Source organism: Curtobacterium sp. MWU13-2055 (assembly GCF_023242305.1).
Lineage (GTDB): Bacteria > Actinomycetota > Actinomycetes > Actinomycetales > Microbacteriaceae > Curtobacterium.
The window spans coordinates 127,578-147,772 of sequence record NZ_JALLIO010000002.1 but is presented as its reverse complement, the minus strand read 5'-3'; the positions used below and the strand labels follow the sequence as shown (position 1 = coordinate 147,772).

25 protein-coding genes are annotated in these 20,195 nt (G+C 71.3%); 15 read left to right on the top strand and 10 right to left on the bottom strand.

What is annotated here, in order from left to right:
- The first annotated feature begins 69 nt into the window (after window positions 1-69).
- Window positions 70-537, top strand: a complete 468-nt coding sequence (locus M4960_RS05400; protein ID WP_248703670.1) for a GNAT family N-acetyltransferase — start codon at window positions 70-72, stop codon at window positions 535-537.
- A 7-nt stretch (window positions 538-544) separates the two neighbouring features.
- Here the strand turns inward: M4960_RS05400 and M4960_RS05395 are convergent, their stop codons facing one another.
- Window positions 545-697, bottom strand: coding sequence for a hypothetical protein (locus M4960_RS05395; protein ID WP_165901119.1), 153 nt, complete (start codon window positions 695-697; stop codon window positions 545-547).
- A gap of 16 nt (window positions 698-713) precedes the next feature.
- Window positions 714-1,145 (bottom strand): GNAT family N-acetyltransferase, encoded by a 432-nt coding sequence (locus M4960_RS05390; RefSeq protein WP_248703669.1) that lies wholly within the window; start codon window positions 1,143-1,145, stop codon window positions 714-716.
- Window positions 1,146-1,208: 63 nt separating this feature from the next.
- On the opposite strand from M4960_RS05390, the gene M4960_RS05385 reads away from it, so the two are divergent.
- Window positions 1,209-1,778, top strand: coding sequence for a uridine kinase (locus tag M4960_RS05385; RefSeq protein ID WP_248703668.1), 570 nt, complete (start codon window positions 1,209-1,211; stop codon window positions 1,776-1,778).
- Between the two features lie 24 nt (window positions 1,779-1,802).
- Here M4960_RS05385 and M4960_RS05380 read toward each other — a convergent pair whose 3' ends face one another.
- The 3 genes from M4960_RS05380 to M4960_RS05370 are packed head-to-tail and all read right to left on the bottom strand — an operon-like array spanning window position 1,803 to window position 3,208.
- Entirely contained in the window at window positions 1,803-2,378 is a 576-nt protein-coding gene (locus M4960_RS05380; RefSeq protein ID WP_248703667.1) for an HdeD family acid-resistance protein, read from the bottom strand.
- Between the two features lie 52 nt (window positions 2,379-2,430).
- Complete coding sequence (locus M4960_RS05375; RefSeq protein WP_248703666.1) at window positions 2,431-2,673, bottom strand: hypothetical protein; 243 nt, start codon at window positions 2,671-2,673, stop codon at window positions 2,431-2,433.
- Between the two features lie 52 nt (window positions 2,674-2,725).
- Window positions 2,726-3,208, bottom strand: a complete 483-nt coding sequence (locus M4960_RS05370) for a MarR family winged helix-turn-helix transcriptional regulator (RefSeq protein WP_248703665.1) — start codon at window positions 3,206-3,208, stop codon at window positions 2,726-2,728.
- A 61-nt stretch (window positions 3,209-3,269) separates the two neighbouring features.
- Between M4960_RS05370 and M4960_RS05365 the strand changes: the two genes are divergently transcribed.
- The 3 genes from M4960_RS05365 (at window position 3,270) to M4960_RS05355 (ending at window position 5,760) form a co-directional block, all read left to right on the top strand.
- Window positions 3,270-3,638, top strand: a complete 369-nt coding sequence (locus M4960_RS05365; RefSeq protein ID WP_248703664.1) for a VOC family protein — start codon at window positions 3,270-3,272, stop codon at window positions 3,636-3,638.
- Between the two features lie 210 nt (window positions 3,639-3,848).
- Window positions 3,849-5,252, top strand: a complete 1,404-nt coding sequence (locus tag M4960_RS05360; RefSeq protein ID WP_308221993.1) for an LLM class flavin-dependent oxidoreductase — start codon at window positions 3,849-3,851, stop codon at window positions 5,250-5,252.
- 4 nt (window positions 5,253-5,256) lie between these two features.
- Window positions 5,257-5,760: a GNAT family N-acetyltransferase gene (locus M4960_RS05355; RefSeq protein ID WP_248703663.1), complete on the top strand. Its 504-nt coding sequence runs from the start codon at window positions 5,257-5,259 to the stop codon at window positions 5,758-5,760.
- A 4-nt stretch (window positions 5,761-5,764) separates the two neighbouring features.
- Here M4960_RS05355 and M4960_RS05350 read toward each other — a convergent pair whose 3' ends face one another.
- Both M4960_RS05350 and M4960_RS05345 read right to left on the bottom strand, forming a co-directional pair.
- Window positions 5,765-6,352 (bottom strand): VOC family protein, encoded by a 588-nt coding sequence (locus M4960_RS05350; RefSeq protein ID WP_123292003.1) that lies wholly within the window; start codon window positions 6,350-6,352, stop codon window positions 5,765-5,767.
- A 117-nt stretch (window positions 6,353-6,469) separates the two neighbouring features.
- Window positions 6,470-7,225, bottom strand: a complete 756-nt coding sequence (locus M4960_RS05345) for an SGNH/GDSL hydrolase family protein (protein WP_200849207.1) — start codon at window positions 7,223-7,225, stop codon at window positions 6,470-6,472.
- A 173-nt stretch (window positions 7,226-7,398) separates the two neighbouring features.
- On the opposite strand from M4960_RS05345, the gene M4960_RS05340 reads away from it, so the two are divergent.
- From M4960_RS05340 to M4960_RS05315, 6 genes are all read left to right on the top strand, one after another.
- Window positions 7,399-8,958, top strand: a complete 1,560-nt coding sequence (locus M4960_RS05340) for an NCS1 family nucleobase:cation symporter-1 (RefSeq protein WP_123338768.1) — start codon at window positions 7,399-7,401, stop codon at window positions 8,956-8,958.
- An 82-nt stretch (window positions 8,959-9,040) separates the two neighbouring features.
- On the top strand, window positions 9,041-9,805 hold the full coding sequence (locus M4960_RS05335) for an aspartate/glutamate racemase family protein (RefSeq protein WP_131879412.1): 765 nt from the start codon (window positions 9,041-9,043) through the stop codon (window positions 9,803-9,805).
- Window positions 9,802-11,226, top strand: a complete 1,425-nt coding sequence (gene allB, locus M4960_RS05330) for an allantoinase AllB (protein ID WP_248703662.1) — start codon at window positions 9,802-9,804, stop codon at window positions 11,224-11,226. Before M4960_RS05335 ends, allB begins: the two co-directional genes overlap by 4 nt.
- A 43-nt stretch (window positions 11,227-11,269) precedes the next feature.
- The gene (locus M4960_RS05325) at window positions 11,270-12,502 is read left to right on the top strand and encodes an alanine--glyoxylate aminotransferase family protein (RefSeq protein ID WP_248703661.1); all 1,233 of its coding nucleotides are present in this window, start codon (window positions 11,270-11,272) and stop codon (window positions 12,500-12,502) included.
- Window positions 12,499-13,758, top strand: a complete 1,260-nt coding sequence (locus M4960_RS05320) for an allantoate amidohydrolase (protein WP_131879406.1) — start codon at window positions 12,499-12,501, stop codon at window positions 13,756-13,758. The genes M4960_RS05325 and M4960_RS05320 overlap by 4 nt, the downstream gene beginning before the upstream one ends.
- On the top strand, window positions 13,755-14,588 hold the full coding sequence (locus tag M4960_RS05315) for a MurR/RpiR family transcriptional regulator (protein WP_123292009.1): 834 nt from the start codon (window positions 13,755-13,757) through the stop codon (window positions 14,586-14,588). The genes M4960_RS05320 and M4960_RS05315 overlap by 4 nt, the downstream gene beginning before the upstream one ends.
- On the opposite strand, the gene M4960_RS05310 is transcribed toward M4960_RS05315, so the two are convergent.
- Together M4960_RS05310 and M4960_RS05305 are read right to left on the bottom strand one after the other, a co-directional pair.
- On the bottom strand, window positions 14,555-15,061 hold the full coding sequence (locus tag M4960_RS05310; protein WP_248703660.1) for an SRPBCC family protein: 507 nt from the start codon (window positions 15,059-15,061) through the stop codon (window positions 14,555-14,557). The two genes, M4960_RS05315 and M4960_RS05310, sit on opposite strands and share 34 nt — an antisense overlap.
- Window positions 15,058-15,633, bottom strand: a complete 576-nt coding sequence (locus M4960_RS05305; RefSeq protein WP_248703659.1) for a GNAT family N-acetyltransferase — start codon at window positions 15,631-15,633, stop codon at window positions 15,058-15,060. The genes M4960_RS05310 and M4960_RS05305 overlap by 4 nt, the downstream gene beginning before the upstream one ends.
- Window positions 15,634-15,677: 44 nt before the next feature.
- On the opposite strand from M4960_RS05305, the gene M4960_RS05300 reads away from it, so the two are divergent.
- On the top strand, window positions 15,678-16,715 hold the full coding sequence (locus tag M4960_RS05300) for a dipeptidase (protein ID WP_248703658.1): 1,038 nt from the start codon (window positions 15,678-15,680) through the stop codon (window positions 16,713-16,715).
- Window positions 16,716-16,793: 78 nt separating this feature from the next.
- Entirely contained in the window at window positions 16,794-17,822 is a 1,029-nt protein-coding gene (locus M4960_RS05295; protein ID WP_248703657.1) for a YhcG family protein, read from the top strand.
- Here M4960_RS05295 and M4960_RS05290 read toward each other — a convergent pair.
- On the bottom strand, window positions 17,813-18,484 hold the full coding sequence (locus M4960_RS05290) for a DUF899 family protein (protein WP_123292329.1): 672 nt from the start codon (window positions 18,482-18,484) through the stop codon (window positions 17,813-17,815). The genes M4960_RS05295 and M4960_RS05290 overlap by 10 nt on opposite strands.
- Window positions 18,485-18,650: 166 nt before the next feature.
- Here M4960_RS05290 and cysK point away from each other — a divergent pair, with 166 nt between their 5' ends.
- Both cysK and epsC read left to right on the top strand, forming a co-directional pair.
- The gene (gene cysK, locus M4960_RS05285; protein WP_111084370.1) at window positions 18,651-19,589 is read left to right on the top strand and encodes a cysteine synthase A; all 939 of its coding nucleotides are present in this window, start codon (window positions 18,651-18,653) and stop codon (window positions 19,587-19,589) included.
- The gene (epsC, locus tag M4960_RS05280) at window positions 19,586-20,170 is read left to right on the top strand and encodes a serine O-acetyltransferase EpsC (RefSeq protein WP_248703656.1); all 585 of its coding nucleotides are present in this window, start codon (window positions 19,586-19,588) and stop codon (window positions 20,168-20,170) included. Before cysK ends, epsC begins: the two co-directional genes overlap by 4 nt.
- Window positions 20,171-20,195 lie beyond the last annotated feature (25 nt).

Below are 20,195 nucleotides of genomic sequence, written 5' to 3'. Positions count from 1 at the left end.
CTCCCGTCCGCAGCTGGTCACCGACCGGGCCCCGAACGGCTTGAATGGTGTGCCTGTTGAAGGAGCGCGATGATCTTCGAGGCGGAGCGACCCGGCGCAGGCCGGGCCGACGCGATCGTACGGGGCTACCTGACCGAGGTCGCGTCGCGGTGGTACGGGCGGGCGGCGACGCCGGCCGAGGTCGACCGCGCGATGCTCGACGAGCCCTTCGACGACCTGCAAGGGGACTCCGGGCTGTTCGTCGTCGCCTCGGACGGGGGAGCGGTGGTCGCGTGTGCCGGCGTGCGTTTCGTGGGTGCCGTCGGTGAGCCGACGAAGGTGTTCACGCTGCCGGAGCGCCGCGGTCGGGGTGCCGGTTCGGCGCTCCTGCGCCACGTCGAGGAGGTCTGCCGGGTGCGCGGGATCACGTCGCTGCGTCTCGACACCCGGGCCGAGCTCGCCGAGGCCTGCGCGCTGTACGAACGGCTCGGGTTCGTGCAGGTCGCGCCGTTCAACGACGACCCGCACTCCGACCGCTGGTACGCGAAGGTGCTGTAGGGCCTGGTCAGGGACGGTACTCGTCCCGCGGCTTCGTGGATCGGGTGGGTGGCTGGGCCGGGGCGGTGGCACCGCCGGAACCGATGGCGCTCAGTACGGCGGCCAGGTACTGCAGCGTGGTCAGCACCACCCGGCCGATGGATCGCAGGACGTGGCTCATGCGTCGAACCTATCGTTCAGACGTGACGATGCGTCATGAAGACGTCGACGTCGTCCTCGGTGTCCACGACGAAACCGTGCCGTTCGTAGAGCCGGCGCGCGGCGCTGCCCTGCAGGACGTTGAGTCGCGTCGCACCCGTGTGGGGCTCGGACAGGACGGTCCGGAGCACTGTCGATCCGACGCCCCGCCCCTGGACCTCCGGCGCGAGGTAGAAGTGCTCGATCCACCGGGTGTCGGCGTCCGGACGCACGGTGATCGAGCCGCGATCACACCCGTCGACCACGACGACCCGGGTGTGCTCGGGCGCGAAGGCATCACGCATCCGCCCGCGGACCCGGACCGCGTCGAAGCGGCCGAGACGCTCCAGGTCGGCACGGAGGACCTGTGCACGCAGCTCGACGAGCCACTCGATGTCCTCGGGGATGCTGTTCCGCAGTGTGACGTCCACCCGTCGAGCCTAGGAGTCGTCGGCGTGGATCCCGTGCTGGTGATCGGCTCGTACCCTGGTCCGATGGATCAGGACGGTGTCATCGACCTCGTGGCGGCACGCCGCGCCTCGGCCGGGTACCCCATCGTCGTCGGCATCTCGGGGTACTGCGGCTCCGGGAAGTCCACGCTGGCGCGCAGTCTGGCCGGGACGGTGCCGGGCGCCGTGCGGATCCGTGGAGACGACTTCCTCGATCCGGAGCGGTCCCACCGGCGGTCGGGTGACTGGGACGGTGTCGATCGGGAGCGTCTGACGTCGTCCGTCCTCGAACCGCACCGGACGGGGCGAGCGAGCACGTTCCAGCGGTTCGACTGGTCGGTCCGGGCACTCGGTCCCGCGGAGCCACTGCCGACGACGGACGTCGTGGTCGTCGACCTCATCGGCCTCTTCCACCCCGACGCGATGCCGCTCATCGACGTGGCGGTCTGGTGCGACGTGGGCCTCGACACCGCCGCTCGTCGCGGCATGGCCCGCGACCGCCGGCTCGGACGTGATCACGACGACCTGTGGTGGGACGTGTGGATCCCCAACGAACGCGACTTCGAAGCGCAGTTCGCCCCGAGGGACGCTGCCGACGTCGTCTTCGACGGGTGACGAACCCCCGCACAGAGGTCGTGGTCAGGCCGCTCGACCGGCGGCCGTGGCGGATCGGTCAGTGCGTCCGACGGTGACCCCGAGGGCGATCTGCACGATGCCGAACAGGATCAGGAAGCCGGCGATGGCGACGACGGCCAGCGCTGCCCCGATGGACGGCAGGTTGATGACGAGCACGCCGATGACGATGCTGAGCACCGCGGCGCCGATCGTCAGGGCACGGTTCGTCGGTGTCGGGGCGTAGAGCAGGGTGATGCCCTCGACCAGCCAGGCGAAGCCGATCACGAACGCGATCCACCGCACCCCGACCGGCGGGGCGACGAGCGCCACGATGCCCCCGGCGAGGATCAGCGCACCGAGGACGACCAAGCCGATGCGGCGGCCGGTGCCGATCCCGCGGGCGAACGCACGGACGATCATCGACAGGCCGGACACCAGCAGGTAGATGCCGAACACCCACGCGACCGCGAACAGCGTCGCGTGCGGGAGCGCGAGTGAGGCGACACCGACGAGGACCGCCACGATGCCGACGATCAGCAGCGCGGTCCGTAGTCGTCGATCCCCGCCGACGTCGGTGACGACGTCGTCCTGCAGCGCCATGGTGTCCGCCCTTCCCTGAGAGGATCTGGTCCTGCGCGCTTCTGCGTCAGGGCTACTCCTCGGAACCGCCCGTGTCCGGTGCCGATGCGGACGCATCGGTCCGCGCGGGGTCGGTCCGGCCGGGCGGGCGCGCCGGCCACGTGACGAGCAGCAGCACCGCGAGCGGGCCGAACAGCAGCGTCAGGAGGAACCAGGTCCACGCCGATCGGTTCCGGGTCCGGGCGTACCCGCCGGCGAGCGTCGCGACGCTGAGCCAGAGGCTCGACAGGTACAGGCCGGTGAAGTCCTCGTGCACGAACAGTTCCCTTCGAGAGATACATCAATACCGGTCGAAGGGTAGCGCGTCGTCAGACCGTGCCGGCCTCGTCGTCGCTGGTGCGGCGGAGTGAGCGCACCATGCTGCGCAACGCCCCCCGCGCCGCCACCTGCTGCTCGTCCGACAACCCGTCGAGCATCCGGACCTCGACGCCGCGGACAGCCGCGCTCGCGAGCTCGAGGCTCGCCCGGCCGCTCGCCGTCAACCGCGTCGGGAGTGCCTTGCCCACCGGTGCCTCGGTGGCCCGCGTCACGAAGCCGTCCCGTTCCAGGGCCTGCAGCAGCACGTTCATCGACTGCCGCGTGACGAAGGCGCCGCGTGCGAGCTCGGAGTTCGACAGCCCGGGCCGCTGTGCCAGGAGTTCGAGGCACGAGTAGTGCGTCATCGTCATGCCGAGTGGGCGCAGCACGGCCTCCATCGCGGCGCGGAGCGCGCTCGCGGCTTCCTTGAGCAGGTACCCGAGGGACGTCTCGAGGTCGATGACGTCGCTGCTGTCGGTGCCGTCTTGACTCATGTCAGGAGTCTGACATAGGTTGTGCCGTGTCAGAAAACTGACACAACCGAAGGAGCACCACATGCCCGTCACCGGCCCCGACTTCATCTCCCTGCAGACCCGCGACCTGGCGGCGTCGCAGGCGTTCTACGAGCAGTACCTCGGTCTCGTCCGCTCCCAGGCCGGCCCGCCACACGCCGTCGTCTTCGAGACGACGCCCATCGCCTTCGCGCTGCGGGACGTCGTCCCCGGCGCCGACCTCGACGCGGTCTCGCAGCCGGGCATCGGCGCGGCGATCTGGCTGCACGCGACCGACGTGCAGGCCATCCACGACGCCCTGGTGGCCGACGGCCACACGATCGTGTCGGCACCGATCGACGGCCCGTTCGGCCGGACGTTCACGTTCGCCGACCCGGACGGCTACCAGGTCACGCTCCACGACCGCGCCTGAGTCGTGGGCAGTGCACCGCCGCACAACCAAAGTGCATCCGAGCAGGGTGAATCGCCGGTTCCGGACGACTTTGGTTGTGCGGGACGGACCGGCACCGGCACCGGCACCGGCACCGGCAACGGCACACGCAGCAGCACCTACCGACAGTCGGCCGTCACGCTTCGTCACGATGGATGACGGACGCAGACCCCGCACGTAGCGTCGCCAGGCGTGACCAGCAGCAGCGAGCCCCGGCAGATCCGCTTCAACGCGTTCGACATGAACTGCGTCGCGCACCAGTCCTCCGGGCTGTGGCGTCACCCGCGCGACCGATCGCGGGACTACCGCGACCTGACGTACTGGACGGACCTGGCGAAGACGCTCGAGGGCGGGGCGTTCGACGGCATCTTCATCGCCGACGTGCTGGGCACGTACGACGTGTACGGCGACTCGAACGAGGCCGCGCTCCGAACGGGCTCGCAGGTGCCGGTCAACGACCCGATCCTGCTGGTGTCGGCGATGGCGTCGGTGACCGAGCACCTCGGCTTCGGGATCACGGCGGGTACGGCGTACGAGCACCCGTACCCGTTCGCTCGGCGGATCTCCACGCTCGACCACCTGACCAAGGGGCGCGTCGGCTGGAACGTCGTCACCGGGTACCTGCCGAGCGCCGCGCGGAACATGGGCCAGACCGACCAGCTGTCGCACGACGACCGCTACGACGTGGCCGACGAGTACCTCGAGGTCCTCTACAAGCTGTGGGAGGGCTCGTGGGAGGACGACGCCGTCGTCGCCGACCGCGCGTCCGGCGTCTTCACCGACCCGGCGAAGGTGCACCCGATCGAGCACCACGGCAAGCACTTCGACGTGCCGGGCATCCACCTGTCCGAGCCGTCGGTGCAGCGTTCGCCCGTCATCTACCAGGCGGGCGCGTCACCGCGCGGCATCCGCTTCGCAGCGGAGAACGCCGAAGCCGTCTTCGTGGGCGCACCGACCGTCGAGCAGCTCGCGTCGACCGTCGCGAAGGTCCGTGACGCCCTGGAGGCAGCTGGTCGCGACCGCTACGCCGCTCGCGTCTACACTTTGCTCACCGTGATCACGGACGCCACCGACGAGCTGGCCCAGGCGAAGTACGAGGACTACCTGTCGTACGCGTCGGAGCTCGGTGCACTCGTGCTCAACTCCGGCTGGATGGGCGTCGACCTGTCGCAGTGGGACCTCGACGAGCCCCTCGGCGACGTGGAGTCGAACGCGATCCAGTCGGCGGCGGCCAACATCGCCGCGGCGACCGGCGAGGACGGCAGCTCGTGGACGATCCGCGACCTCGCCCGGCACACCGCGATCGGCGGACTCGGGCCGGTCGCCGTCGGCGGGGGAGCGACCATCGCCGACCGGCTGCAGGAGATCCAGGAACGCACCGACGTCGACGGCTTCAACCTGGCGTACGCGGTGACCCCGGGCACGTGGGAGGACGTCATCGAGTTCGTCATCCCCGAACTCCGTGCGCGCGGGGCGTACCCGACCGGCTACGAGCTCGGGTCGCTGCGGCACAAGCTGCACGGCCGCGGTGACCGGCTGCCCGACGAGCACCGTGGGGCGTCGTTCAGGATCGGCAGCAGCGCGGTCGTAGGCTGACCGGGTGATCGAACCGTCCGTGTCCGTGCGTCCAGCGGCCCCGGACGAGGTGTCGGCGTGTGTCGACCTGTGGGTCGCAGCGGTCGCGGCACGGGACGGCGTTCCGGAGTCCGATGCGGTGCGAGCCCGCGCGGCGTCGAAGTTCGCCGTGCCGCGCGTCGCACTGCTCGTCGCTGCCGGAACGGCCGGTGCGATCGACGGCTTCGCGCTCGTGACGGCGCCGGGGTCCGGGCGTCCGACCGACCCGTCCGACGCCGCCTACCTGTCGCTGCTCGCCGTCCGCCCGGACGTGCAGGCGCGGGGTGTCGGGCGTGCGCTCCTGGCCGCGTCGGTCGACGCGGCGTCAGCGGCGGGACACCCCGCGGTGGTCCTGCACGCACTCGCCGGCAACGAGCGGGCGCTGCGGCTCTACGAAGCCGGCGGGTTCCGGGCGGACGGGGTCGAGTTCCCGCACGCACTGACGGGCGGGCCGACGCGGACGTACATCGCGACGGCCCCGGCGCGCTGAACCGTCAGACGCGCCACTTCGGTCGCGGGGCGTGGTCCTCGTACGACTGCCGACTCGGGTAGGTGATCAGCTCGATCGTCGATCCCCACGGCGTTCCGACGTACACGAACCGGTTGCCGAACCCACCCTCGTTGCCGCCGAGGTCACGCGGGTCGGCGTACCGCTGGCCGCCCGCCGTCTCGATGTGCGACAGCGCGTGGTCGATGTCGTCGACGTAGAACGCCACGTGCTGCCAGCCGAGGTCGCTCGCGCGGACGGCCGGGCGCTGGTCGGGGCCGTGGTACTCGAAGAGCTCGAGTCCCGGCCCGTTCGGCAGCGCGAGCATACGCAGTGCCCCCTGGGCCATGGTCTTCGGGATGCCGAGGCGCCGCTGGACGTCGGGTTCACCGCGGAGCGGTTCGCTCCGGAGGAACCGGTCGTACAGGGGGACGGCGTCGAGTCCCAGGACGAAGAAGTCGGTGGCCTGGTCGATGTCGGGCACGGTGAGGCCGATGTGGTCGATGCCGTGTGCGGTGCTGGGGGTGCCCGTCGGGGTGGTGACGGTTGCAGGACGTGTCGCGGTGGTGCCGGATGGGCGTGGCGCAGTGTGCATGGTGCCGTCTCCCCTGAGTTCGGCTCGGACGTGGATCACCCGAGTAGAACGGCTGTTCGCGGGGGAGGACAAGCGGAGCGCGGGACGCGTGCGGAGAACCGCCGCGATCGTGCGTGATCAGTCGACGGGGGTCCACGCCGGGTAGGTTGCCGAGCGTCCGTCGCCCGAGGACCGCCGGGTGACGCGGCGCTGTACCCAGGGCAGGACGTGCTCGCGGTAGTAGCGGAGTTCCTCGGAGAGTCGGGTGCGGCCGGTCTGTTCGGACGCCGGCTCGATCGGTGCCGGTCCGTCCTCGATCGCGTGCAGGGCGAGGTCCGCGACGCGCTGGTGGCCGGTGTCGTTCATGTGCAGCCGGTCCTCGGACCAGAACTCGGCACGGCGCAGGTGCGGATCACGGGACACGTCGACGAAGGGCAGGTCGTACCGGTCGGCGAGGTCGGCGAGGGCGTCCGCCCAGGCGTCGCCGCGCGCGTTGATGAGGCGTCCGAGGGGGAGTCGTGCGCTCGGGTCGGCGGGGCTCAGCAGCGCCAGCCGGACCCCGCGGCCCAGGACCGTGTCGACCGCCGCTTCGAGTGGTGCGATGAGGGCGTGGGCGTCGAACCGTGGCCGCAGCAGGTCGTTGCCGCCCGCGCAGAACGTGATCAGCGTCGGTGCGGGGTCGAGTGCGAGAGCCGCGTCGAGCTGCTCTCCGAGGACCCCGGCGAGCAGGCGCCCGCGGACCGCGAGGTTGGCGTACCGGACGTCTGCGTCGTGCGCACGGGCCATGCCGCTCGCGAGTCGGCCGGTCCAGCCGGGGAACGGTACGGCGCCGGCGTCGCCGATGCCCTCCGAGAAGCTGTCGCCGATCGCGACGTAACGGATGGTGTCGGGCATGCGGCCATCATCGTGCACATGTCTGTGCACGTTCTGGTGTGGAACGAGCGTTTCAGGACAGCGACCACGACACACGACCGTTACACGAGGGAAACGGCGGGCGCGAAGAGGCTCCCTAACTTCTGTGGTGGAGGCGATCACCGCCTCCCCACCCCACTCCCTCGGAGGACGCCATGGCTACCGATCTCGTGACACCCGTCGCAGCGCCCCACGCCCCCACCACGACCGCCGCACCCGCTGGTGCCGGCGTCGTCAAGCCCGGGTACGACCCGGCGCTCACGAACGAGGACCTCGCCCCGCTGCGCAAGCAGAGCTGGACGAGCTACAACTTCTTCGCCTTCTGGATGTCCGACGTGCACTCGGTCGGCGGCTACGTCACCGCCGGGTCGCTCTTCGCACTGGGCATCGCGAGCTGGCAGGTGCTCATCGCCCTGGTGGTCGGCATCCTGATCGTGCAGGTCTTCGCCAACCTCGTCGCCAAGCCGTCGCAGCGCACTGGCGTGCCCTACCCGGTCATCAACCGTGCGGTGTTCGGGGTGCTCGGGGCGAACGTGCCCGCGATCATCCGCGGGCTGATCGCGATGGCCTGGTACGGCGTGCAGACGTTCCTCGCCGCGCAGTCGCTCAACATCATCTTCCTGAAGTTCATCCCCGCCTCGGCCGGGCTGCTCGACCACTCGTTCCTGGGGCTGTCGGCGCTCGGGTGGATCTCGTACGCGATCCTGTGGGTCGCGCAGGGGGCCCTGTTCTGGATGGGCATGGAGGCCATCAAGAAGTTCATCGACTGGGCGGGCCCGGCGGTGTACGTCGTGATGATCGCGCTGGCGATCTACCTCGTCAGCCAGGCCGGCATCGGCAACATCTCGTTCACGCTGTCGGTGGGGGAGCCGCTCTCGTTCGGCGCGTCGATCCCGGTCATGCTCTCCGCGGTCGCCCTGGTGGTCAGCTACTTCTCCGGCCCGATGCTCAACTTCGGTGACTTCTCGCGCTACGGCAAGTCCTTCGCGTCCGTCAAGCGGGGCAACTTCTGGGGCCTGCCGATCAACTTCCTGTTCTTCTCGGTGCTCACCGTGCTGTGTGCGAGTGCGACCGTGCCGGTCTTCGGCAAGCTCATCACCGACCCGATCGAGACCGTGCAGGCGATCGGCGCCCCGTTCGCGATCCTGCTCGGCGGCCTGACCTTCGTCACGGCGACGGTCGGCATCAACATCGTCGCGAACTTCATCAGCCCCGCGTTCGACTTCTCGAACGTCGCTCCGCGCAAGATCTCGTGGCGAGCCGGCGGCATGATCGCCGCGGTCGGCTCCGTGCTGCTGACCCCGTGGAACTGGTACGGCAACGACCAGGCCATCCTGTACACGCTCGGGGTGCTCGGCGCCCTCATCGGCCCGCTGTTCGGCATCCTGATCGCCGGGTACTACATCGTCGGGAAGCAGCGCATCGCCGTCGACGACATGTACACGAAGGACACCTCGGCCCGGTACTGGTACCGCGGCGGCTTCAACCCGAACGCCATCGGTACCCTCGTCGTCACCGGGGTGGTCTCGGTCGCCAGTGCGGTCCTGCCGCCCGCGCTCGGGATCCTGCCGGGGCTGAACAACTACAGCTGGTTCATCGGCTGCGGCCTGGGACTCGTGGTCTTCTGGGGACTCGAGCGGGTCCGGCCGAGCATGCCGGAGCTCGCCTCGGACGACCCGACGGTCGACGACGGCGCCGCCGTCGGACGAGCCTGAGACGCCGCAGCGACACCGCACCACCAGCGAGACCCGTACCACCAGCGACACCCGCACCGCCCGCACCACCGGAAGGACCCCGATGCGCATCCGCGTCGTCAACCCGAACACCACCGCCTCGATGACCCGCTCGATCGGCGTCGCCGCCACCGCGGTCGCCGGCCCGGGCACCATCGTCGAGGCGGTGAACCCCACGATGGGCCCGGCGTCGATCGAGAGCCACTACGAAGAGGCGCTCGCGGTGCCGGGGCTCCTCGAGCAGATCGCGCTCGGGGAGCAGGACGGCGTGGACGCCTACGTCGTCGCCTGCTTCGGTGACCCGGGCCTCGACGCCGCGCGGGAGCTCGCCGCCGGGCCGGTCATCGGGATCGCCGAGGCGGGCTTCCACGCAGCGGCGATGCTCGGGCGCCGGTTCGGCGTCGTGACGACCCTGGCGCGGACGACCGGACGGGCCCACGAGCTCGCCGAGCGCTACGGCTTCGCGTCGCTCGTCACCGAGATCCGGGCGTGCGAGGTCGCGGTGCTCGAGCTCGACGACCCCGCTTCGGGCGCACGCGCCCTGGTGATCGAGGAGTGCCGGGCCGTCATCGCCGGCGGAGCCGACGCGGTCGTGCTCGGCTGCGCGGGGATGGCGGACTTCTGCGCCGAGGTCTCGCGGGCGATCGGGGCACCGGTCGTCGACGGCGTCGCCGCGGCGACCGTGCTCGCCGAGTCGCTCGTGCGGCTCGGGCTCTCGACGGGCAAGCACGGCGAGTACGCCACCCCGCCGACGAAGGCGATGTCGGGTCTGCTGGCGGGCTTCGAACGCCAGCCGGCGGCGGGCGCGACGGTCGGGGCGGGCGCATGACGGGCCTCCCGGCCGACGGCAGCACCGAGTCCCGCACCGACGTCGACACCGACACCGTCGCGGACCTCGTCCTGCGCGCAGATCGCGCCTGGATCGACGGAGCCTTCCGCCCCGCAGCGGTCGTCGTGCGCCACGGCCGCGTCGACACCGTCCTGCCGGTCGACGCAGCCGTGGCCGCCGTCGACGACCGCACCGTGCCGGCCGACCAGGTCCTGCTGCCCGGCCTCGTCGACACCCACGTGCACGTCAACGAACCCGGACGCACCGAGTGGGAGGGGTTCGCGTCCGCGACCCGGGCCGCCGCACTCGGCGGGGTCACGACCATCATCGACATGCCGCTCAACTCGATCCCCGCGACGACGACGGTCGAGGCGCTCGCCGTGAAGCGCGCGAGTGCCGAGGGGCGGGTCGCCGTCGACGTCGGGTTCTGGGGCGGGGCGGTCCCCGACAACGCCGGCTCGCTCGGCGCACTGCACGACGCGGGCGTCTTCGGGTTCAAGTGCTTCACCGCGCCGTCCGGGGTCGACGAGTTCCCGCACCTCGACGCCGACCAACTGCGCGACGCGATCGAGGAGGTCGCCCGGATCGACGCCCTGCTCATCGTGCACGCCGAGGACCCCGAGTTCCTGGTCGACCACGCTGCGCTCGGCGGGCACTACGAGGACTTCCTCGCCACCCGCCCGGTCGACGCCGAGCGGTCCGCCATCGCGCGGGTCATCGACGGCGCACGGGCCACCGGCGCCCGGGTCCACATCCTGCACCTGTCCGACGCCGGTGCGATCCCGATGATCCGCGCCGCGAAGGACGACGGCGTCCGGATCACGGTCGAGACCTGCCCGCACTACCTGTCGTTCGAAGCGGGGTCCATCCCCGACGGCGCGACCGAGTACAAGTGCTGCCCGCCGATCCGTGACGACGCGAACCGTGACGCCCTGTGGGCCGGTGTGCTCGACGGCACGATCGACATGATCGTGTCGGACCACTCGCCGTCGACCGCCGACCTCAAGGTCGACGACTGGGGACTCGCCTGGGGCGGGATCGCCGGCCTGCAGGTCGGCTTCCAGGCCGTCTGGACCGAGGCCCTCCGCCGCGGCGTCCCGCTCGAGGTGCTGTTGCCGCTGTTCACGACCGGTCCGGCAGCACTCGTCGGCTTCCCCGACCGCGGGGTCATCGCCCCCGGCTCGCTGGCCCACTTCGCCGTGTTCGAACCGTCCGCCACGGCGGTCATCGACGTGGCCGGCCTCGCACACCGCAACCCGGTCTCCGCGTTCGCCGGCCTGGAGGCCCGTGGCCGCGTCACCGAGACCTGGCTGCGCGGGCGCGTGGTGGCGTCCACCGCGTCCGGCGTCACCGCCGTCGAGGGGCAGCTCGTCGCGGCTCCCGCGACCGCGGATGCCCGGGTCACCGAAACACGTCTGTAACGATCGTTCCGGTACGCTCGTGACCGGAACGGAAGGACCAACCATGCACCCCGTGAACCCGCCAGCCCGCCTCCTCATGGGCCCCGGCCCGATCACCGCCGACCCGCGTGTGCTCCGCGCCCTGTCGACCCCGCTCGTCGGGCAGTACGACCCGTGGATGACCTCCGCCATGAACGACACCCAGGAGCTCTACCGCGGTGTGTTCGGCACCACGAACGAGGCGACCGTGCTCGTCGACGGCACCTCGCGCGCCGGGATCGAAGCGGTGCTCGTGTCGCTCCTCGTGCCGGGTGACCGCGTGCTCGTGCCGGTGTTCGGCCGGTTCGGGCACCTGCTCGCCGAGATCGCGGGCCGTGCCGGGGCCGAGGTCCACACCATCGAGACCGCGTGGGGCCAGGTCTTCACGCCGTCCGCGATCGAGGACGCCATCGTCCGTGTCCGGCCGAAGGTGCTGGCGATCGTGCAGGGCGACACCTCCACCACGATGAACCAGCCGCTCGACGAACTGGGCGCGATCTGCGAGCGGCACGGCGTGCTGTTCTACACCGACGCCACGGCGACCGTCGGCGGTAACCCGCTCGAGGTCGACGCCTGGGGCATCGACGCCGTCAGTGCCGGCCTGCAGAAGTGCCTCGGCGGGCCGTCCGGCAGCGCGCCGGTCACCGTCTCGCCGCGTGCGACCGCCGTGCTCGACGAGCGCCGCAGCGTCGAGGCGGGCATCCGCGAACCCGGTGACGACGTCGCCGACGAGCCGATCCGCTCGAACTACCTCGACCTCGCGATGATCCTGGACTACTGGGGTCCGCGGCGGCTGAACCACCACACCGAGGCCGCGTCGATGCTCTACGCCGCCAACGAGTGCGCCCGCATCCTGCTCGACGAAGGGCGCGAGCAGGCGATCGCACGCCACGAACTCGCGGGCCGCGCGATGCTGCAGGGCGTCCAGGCGCTCGGGCTCGGGGTGTTCGGTGACGTCGCACACAAGATGCACAACGTCGTCGCGGTGGAGATCCCGTCCGACGTCGTCGGCGACCAGGTCCGTGGTTCGATGCTCGACGACCACGGCATCGAGATCGGCACCTCGTTCGGACCGCTGCACGGCAAGGTCTGGCGCATCGGCACCATGGGCTACAACGCCCGCAAGGACACCGTCGTGACGACCCTCGCCGCCCTCGAGCACGCGCTCCGCCGGGCGGGGCACGCCGTCCCGCACGGCGGTGGGGTCGACGCGGCCCTCGACGTCTTCGCCGGTGCGCCGGTCGGGGTGCTGGCGTGAGCGCGGCCCCGGTCGTGACCGCCACCGCCCTGGGCACCGCCGACGCCGAGCTCGTGGCGCGCTGGTGCGACGAGCTGGCCCTGGTCACCGAGGAGACCGGCCGGATCACCCGCGTGTACCTGTCGCCCGAGCACGCCCGCGTCAACGGGATCGTCGCCGGGTGGATGCAGGACGCCGGACTCACCACCTGGCAGGACGCCGCCGGCAACCTGCACGGACGGGTCCACGGCGCGACGCCGGACGCCCCCGTGCTGCTGCTCGGCTCGCACCTCGACACCGTGGTGGACGCCGGCCGCTACGACGGGATCGTCGGGGTCCTGATGGCCATCCGCACCGCTGCGCGCTTGACGGCCGCGGGACCGCTGCCCGTCGCGCTCGAGGTCATCGCGTTCTCCGACGAAGAGGGGACCCGCTTCGGCAAGGCCCTGCTCGGGTCGTCCGCCGTCGCCGGGGTGTGGGACGAGTCCTGGTGGGACCTGGCGGACGGCGACGGCGTGACCCTGCGCGAGGCCTTCACCCGGTTCGGGCTCGACCCGGCCCGGGTGGGTGACGCGGCGGCCGACCCGACCACGCTCGCCGGCTACCTCGAGGCGCACATCGAACAGGGTCCGTACCTCGAGCAGGCCGGTCAGGCGCTCGGCGTCGTCACGAGCATCGCGAGCGCCCGACGCTTCTCGGTCGAGGCCGTCGGCGAGGCCCGGCACGCCGGCGGAACGCCGTACGAGCGCCGCCACGACGCGCTGCTCGCCGCGGCCGAGGCCGCCTTGGCCGTCGAGCGGATATGCCGGGCGTCGCACCACGTCGGCACCGTCGGCACGATGACCGTCGAACCGGGCGCGGTGAACGTGGTCCCCGGGCTCGCACGGTTCTCGGTGGACCTGCGCGGCGAGTTCGACGACGGCCGCGACGCGGTGTGGGACGAGCTCACGAAGGCGTTCTCGCTGATCGGGGAACGACGCGGGGTCAGCGTCACGCCGACCGAGGTGCACCGCGCGCCGGCGGTGTTCTGCGCGCCGCGGCTGATGGACGCCGTCCGCGCCGGCATCGAGTCGACGGGCGAGGCCGCGCCGATGGAGCTGTTCTCGCGAGCTGGACACGACGCCATGTCGCTCGGGCTCGTCACCGACGTCGCGATGCTGTTCCTGCGCAACCCGGACGGCATCAGCCACCACCCGGACGAGTTCGTCTCGACGCCCGACATCGCGCTCGGGCTCGACGCGCTCGCCGTCGCGGTGGAGCGGGTGGCCCGGGCATGAGCACCGCCGGACCGGACGTCCGCGCCCGCATCGACTCCGTCTGGGAGCAGCTCTCGCCCGCCGAACGACGCGTCGCCGCGATGGTCCGGCACGACCCGGAACTCCTGCTCGTCGGGACCTCGGCCGAGCTCGCCGCCGAGTCGGGCACGTCGAAGGCCACGGTGTCCCGGCTCGTCCGGTCGCTCGGGTTCCAGGACGCGGCCGAGGTCCGGCAGAACCTGATGTCCGCACGCGGTTCCGGCCTGCCGTGGGTTGCGGAAGACGCCGCCCACGTCGACCAGCGCGCCGTCGAGGCCCGCAACCTCGACGCGGCCTTCGCCTCGCTGGCCCGTGCCGATCGTCCGCGACTCGCTCGCCGCATCGTCCGCGCTCATCGCGTGCTCGTGTTCGGGGAGCGCGGCGCCTACCCGGTGGCGCTGCAGCTCCGCGCGCAGCTCGCCCAGGTCCGCTCCGACGTCCGGGTCGGTCCGGCACCGGGGCAGCGGCTCGGCGAAGAGGTCGCCGACCTCGACCGCCGTGACCTCGTCGTCCTGGTGACCGTGCGTCGGCACACTGCCGGGGTCGACCGGATCGTGCGGCACTGCGTGTCGACCGGCGCCGACGTCGTCGTGCTGGGCGATCCGACCGCAGCCGTCATCGCGGCACCGGCGAACACCGCGATCCTGTGCCCGGTCGACTCACCGGCGGCGTTCGACTCGATGGCGGCCTTGTTCGCGGTCGTCGCGGCCATCGCGAACGACGTGTACGAAGCCTCGGGACCGGCCGGCCGCGCGCGGGTCGACGCGGTGGCGAGTGCCTACGACGCGCTGGGGGAGCTCGCAGCGCCCTGACCGTCGGGGCTGTCGGGGCCGTCGGCGTGCAGCTCGGTGGCGAGCGACGCGTTGCGCTCACGGATGAGCCGCGGCAGGTAGCGCTCGAGGGCGACGACCTCGGCCAGACGACCGAGCGGGCCGAACGGTGCGCGGAACGTGATGGTGTCGACCATGCGCGTGCTGCCGGCCGACGGCTCGAACCGGTGCTCGTGGTGGAAGCGGGCGAACGGCCCACGCACCTGTTCGTCGACGAACCGGTGTGGGGCCTCCAGGCTGGTGATCTCACTCGTCATCCGCCAGACGATCCCGAAGTGCCGCGCGCGCCAGGTGACGGACTCGCCCAGGCCGATCGTGCCGGACGTCGTGCCGGCGACGGCGCGTTCGTCGGTCGCAGCCATCGACCGCTCGTGCGCGCCGATGTCGAGCGACAGCGCGAACGCGCGCTCGGGCGGTGCCGCGAGCTCGGTCACCACGCGGAACGTCACCGTCACGAGGCTGGCCAGACCGTCGGCGTCGAGCGGTCGTCATCGTGCAGAGCAGCCGCGATGAGCTGGTCGTGGCGTCGTCCGCGGTGGAACACGCCGGACCGGAGCCGTCCCTCGTAGCGGAGCCCGAGCCGCTGCGCGATCGCCGCAGACGGGGCGTTCGCCGCGATCGCCCGCCACTGCACGCGGACGAGCGCGAGCCCGTCGGGCGACGGCGCGAACGCCCACGCCAGGACGGCGGCTGCGGCCTCGGTCACGAAGCCGAGGCCGCGACCGTCCGGGTGCACGGCGTAGCCGACCTCGGCCGCGCCGTCGACGAACCCGAACAGTCCGATCGTCCCGAGCAGTCGGAGGTCGTCGGCCCGCCGGATGCCGAACTCGTAGCGGGAGTCCGTGGACCAGCCAGCGCGCACGACGTCGGTGATCCAGTGGTGCGCCTCGGCGTGGCCGTACGGCACCGGTACCGGTGTGTAGGCGACGACGTCGGGATCGTTCGCGTAGGCGATGACGTCCTCCGCATCGGACGGTTCCGGCACGGAGAGCACCAGGCGATCGGTCCGGAGGGTGACGGGGTCCACGCACCGAGCCTAGCCACGGGGACGTGCGCGGTAGCGTCGGGGGCATGACGTTCGACGCGATCCCGTTCCCGGTCATCGACGGCCACAACGACCTGCCGTGGGAGCGCCGCGAGACCCACGACTCCGGGGTGGAGGGCATCGACACCGAGGTCGACTCGCTGCACACCGACCTGCCGAAGCTCCGCGCCGGTGGGGTCGTCGGCCAGTTCTGGTCGGTCTTCGTGCCCGTCGACGAACCGGACCCGGTGCGGACGACGCTGCAGCAGATCGACCTGGCGCACCGGATCATCGAGCGGTACCCGGAGTCGCTCGCACTCGCCCGGACGGCGGCCGAGGTGCGGGCGGCGGTCGAGTCCGGCCGGATCGCGTCGCTGCTCGGCGCCGAGGGCGGGCACTCCATCGGCGACGACCTGGCGGTGCTCCGCGACTTCGCCCGACTCGGCGTGCGCTACATGACGCTCACGCACAACGACGACACCCCCTGGGCCGACTCGGCGACGGGCTCGCGTCCGCACGGCGGGCTGACCGATCGCGGCCGCCAGGTGGTGGCCGAGATGGAGCGGATCGGCATGCTCGTCGACCTGTCGCACACCGCACCGGCCACCATGCGGGACACCCTCGACGTCGCCACGCAGCCCGTCGTCTTCAGCCACTCGTCCACCGTCGCCGTCGACGACCACCCGCGCAACGTGCCGGACGACGTGCTCGCCCGGTTGTCGGACAACGGCGGCATCGTGATGATCACGTTCGTGCCGAAGTTCGTCTCCCGCGACTGGGCGGACTGGGAGGACGCCGGCTCGGTGGGGGAGCCGCCGCTCGTGACGGTGTCGGACGTCGCCGACCACGTCGAGCACGCCCGCGACCTCGCCGGCGCAGCACACATCGGCCTCGGCGGGGACTACGACGGCACCCCGGTGCTGCCGCCGGACCTGCGAGACGTGTCCCGGTACCCGGTGCTCGCCGCTGAGCTGCAGCGGCGCGGGTGGGGAGCGGACGACCTGCGGGCGCTCGCCGGGGGCAACGTGCTGCGGGTGCTCGAAGCGACCGACGAGCGGTTCGCGCGGACGGCGTTCGTGCGCTGACCCTGGCCATGTGCCCTCACACGTGACGTCCATACCGATTCGTGGACGGCGCGTGCCAGCAGCCCCCACGATCGGCGGATGACTGATGGATCGACGCTCCCGGCCGAGTACGAACACACGTTTCGAGTGATCCGCGAACAGGTGACCGCGACGCGGCATCGCGTGCAGCTGGCAGCGAACGCGCAACTGGTGCACCTGTACTGGTCGATCGGCACGGTCCTGCTCGAGCGGTCGAAGAGCGGGCAGTGGGGGAGCGGTGTCCTGAACCGGCTCGCCGACGATCTGCGAAGCGAGTTCCCGTCGATGAAGGGGCTGTCGGTGACGAACCTCAAGTACATGCGGCAGTTCGCGGCAGCCTGGCCTGAGGAAGCATCAATTGGTCCACAGCTTGTGGACCAATTGCCGTGGGGGCACATCCGTGCTCTGCTCCCAGTGGCGGAGCCTGATCGCCGGGCTCGGTACGCAGTAGCTGCAGTTCAGGGCAGCTGGTCGCGCAGCGCGCTCGTGCACAACCTGCGAACCCGTGTCCTGGAGCGCCGCGGGACTCCGCCAACGAACTTCAGTCGTCTCCTGGACGAAGACGGTGCCGATCTGGCTCGGCAGATGACCCGGGACCCGTACGTGCTCGACTTCCTCGCCGTCGACGGCGACCTCGACGAGCGAAAGCTCGAGCGCGCACTGGTGCACCGGATCGAGGAAACCCTCCGCGAGTTCGGTACCGGGTTCGCATTCGTCGGGCGGCAGGTGCACTTCGACGTCGATGGCAACGACTTCTTCGTCGATCTCCTCTTCTTCCACGTCGAGCAGCTCCGGTACGTCGTCGTGGAACTCAAGACCGGGGAGTTCCGGCCGGACAACATCGGGCAGCTCTCGTTCTACGTCGCCCTCGTCGACGACAGACTGCGTCGCGACACTCACGCGGCGACGGTCGGTCTGTTGCTGGTCGCAGGCAAGAACGACGCGGTCGTCCGGTACTCGCTCGGTACGTCGAGCGCGCCTGTCGGCGTCTCGTCGTACGAGTTCCTGCCTGCGGAGATCCAGCGAGCGCTGCCTTCGGAGGCGCAACTCCGGCGGGCGCTGCGGCCCGCGGAGGACACTCAACCGTAGGTGGGGTACTGCGGCCAGCCCTCGGGGCTGTCCTCCCAGTCCTGCTGGCGGCCGTACGCGGTGCGGTCCATGATGTGCGCGACGGGCAGGATCGCCTCGGTCCCACGCGATCCGGTGGCGTACGTCAGGTAGGGCACGCCGTCGCGCAGCAGGTAGTACGAGTAGCCCGGCACCGGACCGTCGTAGTCGTCGTGGTGCAGGGTCCACCCCCAGTCGTCGTGGTAGCTCGTGGCACCCGACGACACCCACCGGTGCGGCCAGCCGCGCAGCTCCCGCCAGCGCTCGAGCTTCTCGATCGGAGCCTGCGAGACCATGGCGAACGCGATGCCCTCGTCGTCGAGCCGACCCGTGTTCGCCGGCAGGTTGTCCACGGCCCAGGTGCAGCTCGGGCAGCCGTCGTCCCAGTCGGGCGCGAACATCACGTTCTGCACGAGGAGCAGGTAGCGGCCGTCGAACAGCTCGGAGAGCCGGACCGGGCCGTCGGCGCCCTGGAACTCGTAGTCCTCCACCTGGACCATCGGGAGTCGTCGGCGGGCGGCGGACACACGGTCGCCGTGCCGGGTGAGTTCCTTCTCGTCGCGGACCTGGGTGGCGAGTGCCTCGTCGAACGCGGCACGGTCGACCACGGGCGGTGCGACCTCGGGTTGCTGCAGCTTGGACATGGCGACCTCCTCGTCGTTGCCCGGCACCGTACGCCCAGGTGGGCCACACGGCAACGGGAGCCCGATGCCGTGGACAGGACCACCTGGGGTCCGGTCGCTAGGATCGGGCGCACACCGCGCCTCCAGGAAGAGCGATGCGCGACCTGACCCGATGAGGACGGACCGGATGAGCGGCACGATCTACGACAACATCTCCCAGGCGTTCGGCAACACCCCGCTCGTCAAGCTGAACCGGCTGCCGAAGGCGGGTGGCGCCGAGGTGCTGGCCAAGCTCGAGTTCTACAACCCCGGCGCCAGCGTGAAGGACCGCCTCGGCGTCGCGATCATCGACGCGGCCGAGCAGTCCGGCGACCTGCAGCCGGGCGGCACCATCGTCGAGGGGTCGTCGGGCAACACCGGCATCGCCCTCGCGCTCGTCGGTGCGGCCCGCGGGTACAAGGTGATCATCACGATGCCGGAGACGATGAGCGTCGAGCGTCGTGCGGTGATGCGCGCCTACGGTGCCGAGATCGTGCTCACCCCCGGTCCCGAGGGCATGAAGGGCGCGGTCGAACGAGCGGCTGCGATCGTCGACGAGACGCCCGGCGCGATCCTCGCCCACCAGTTCGAGACCGCCGCGAACGCCGCGATCCACCGGAAGACCACCGCTGAGGAGATCCTGCGCGACACCGAGGAGCACGTCGACGTGTTCGTCGCCGGCGTCGGGACCGGTGGCACGATCACGGGTGTCGGCCAGGTGCTCAAGGAGCGCGTGCCCGGCGTGCAGATCGTCGCGGTCGAGCCGAAGGACTCCCCGCTGCTGACCGAGGGCAAGGCCGGACCGCACAAGATCGCGGGCATCGGTGCGAACTTCATCCCCGAGGTCCTCGACCAGTCCGTCATCGACGAGGTGTTCGACGTCGAGCTCGACGACGCCCTGCGTGTGGCGCGGGCGCTCGCGACCGACGAGGGCATCCTCGCCGGCATCTCGTCCGGCGCGATCATCCACGCCGCGCTCGAGATCGCCGCACGACCCGAGAACGCCGGCAAGCGCATCGTCGCGATCGTCTGCGACACCGGGGAGCGCTACCTGTCGACGGTGCTCTTCGAGGGACTCACTGCGTGAGTCGTCCCGTCCGAGGAGGCGTGCTGCGGACGGTCCGGGAGGACCTGGCCGCAGCACGCCGCGGCGACCCCGCCGCCCGTGGTGACCTCGAGAACGCGATCGTCTACTCCGGGCTGCACGCCATCTGGACCTACCGCGTGACGCACCGGCTCTGGCTCGCCAGAGGCCTGCCCGGGTCCCGGTTCGTCGCACGGGTCATCGGCCAGGCAGCACGGTCGGTCACAGGCATCGAGATCCACCCCGGCGCCCGCATCGGCCGACGGTTCTTCATCGACCACGGCATGGGCGTCGTGATCGGGGAGACCGCGGTGATCGGGGACGACGTCGTGCTGTTCCACGGGGTGACCCTGGGCGGGCGCGGTGGCGACCACGGCCCAGGAGCTCGCCGGCATCCGGTCGTCGGCGACCGCGTCGTGCTCGGCGCGGGATCGTCCCTGATCGGGGCGATCAGCATCGGACAGGACTCCGTCGTCGGTGCGAACACCGTGGTGACGAAGGACGTCCCCGCGGGGTCGGTCGTCACCGGGGTCGCCGGGACCGCCCGCCCGCGGTCCGGGCACGAGGGCGTCCCGACGCTCTGAACGCCCCGCCGGATCGACGGGGCGT

Excerpts from the sequence above, each read along its gene's own strand:
- M4960_RS05335 (WP_131879412.1), top strand. The coding sequence starts at position 9,041 with ATGCGCATCCGCGTCGTCAACCCGAACACCACCGCCTCGATGACCCGC.
- M4960_RS05380 (WP_248703667.1), bottom strand. The coding sequence starts at position 2,378 with ATGGCGCTGCAGGACGACGTCGTCACCGACGTCGGCGGGGATCGACGA.
- M4960_RS05300 (WP_248703658.1), top strand. The coding sequence starts at position 15,678 with ATGACGTTCGACGCGATCCCGTTCCCGGTCATCGACGGCCACAACGAC.
- M4960_RS05325 (WP_248703661.1), top strand. The coding sequence starts at position 11,270 with ATGCACCCCGTGAACCCGCCAGCCCGCCTCCTCATGGGCCCCGGCCCG.
- M4960_RS05290 (WP_123292329.1), bottom strand. The coding sequence starts at position 18,484 with ATGTCCAAGCTGCAGCAACCCGAGGTCGCACCGCCCGTGGTCGACCGT.
- allB (WP_248703662.1), top strand. The coding sequence starts at position 9,802 with ATGACGGGCCTCCCGGCCGACGGCAGCACCGAGTCCCGCACCGACGTC.
- M4960_RS05295 (WP_248703657.1), top strand. The coding sequence starts at position 16,794 with ATGACTGATGGATCGACGCTCCCGGCCGAGTACGAACACACGTTTCGA.
- M4960_RS05345 (WP_200849207.1), bottom strand. The coding sequence starts at position 7,225 with ATGCCCGACACCATCCGTTACGTCGCGATCGGCGACAGCTTCTCGGAG.
- M4960_RS05350 (WP_123292003.1), bottom strand. The coding sequence starts at position 6,352 with ATGCACACTGCGCCACGCCCATCCGGCACCACCGCGACACGTCCTGCA.
- M4960_RS05340 (WP_123338768.1), top strand. The coding sequence starts at position 7,399 with ATGGCTACCGATCTCGTGACACCCGTCGCAGCGCCCCACGCCCCCACC.
- M4960_RS05365 (WP_248703664.1), top strand. The coding sequence starts at position 3,270 with ATGCCCGTCACCGGCCCCGACTTCATCTCCCTGCAGACCCGCGACCTG.
- M4960_RS05315 (WP_123292009.1), top strand. The coding sequence starts at position 13,755 with ATGAGCACCGCCGGACCGGACGTCCGCGCCCGCATCGACTCCGTCTGG.
- M4960_RS05370 (WP_248703665.1), bottom strand. The coding sequence starts at position 3,208 with ATGAGTCAAGACGGCACCGACAGCAGCGACGTCATCGACCTCGAGACG.
- M4960_RS05385 (WP_248703668.1), top strand. The coding sequence starts at position 1,209 with ATGGATCAGGACGGTGTCATCGACCTCGTGGCGGCACGCCGCGCCTCG.
- M4960_RS05395 (WP_165901119.1), bottom strand. The coding sequence starts at position 697 with ATGAGCCACGTCCTGCGATCCATCGGCCGGGTGGTGCTGACCACGCTG.
- cysK (WP_111084370.1), top strand. The coding sequence starts at position 18,651 with ATGAGCGGCACGATCTACGACAACATCTCCCAGGCGTTCGGCAACACC.
- M4960_RS05400 (WP_248703670.1), top strand. The coding sequence starts at position 70 with ATGATCTTCGAGGCGGAGCGACCCGGCGCAGGCCGGGCCGACGCGATC.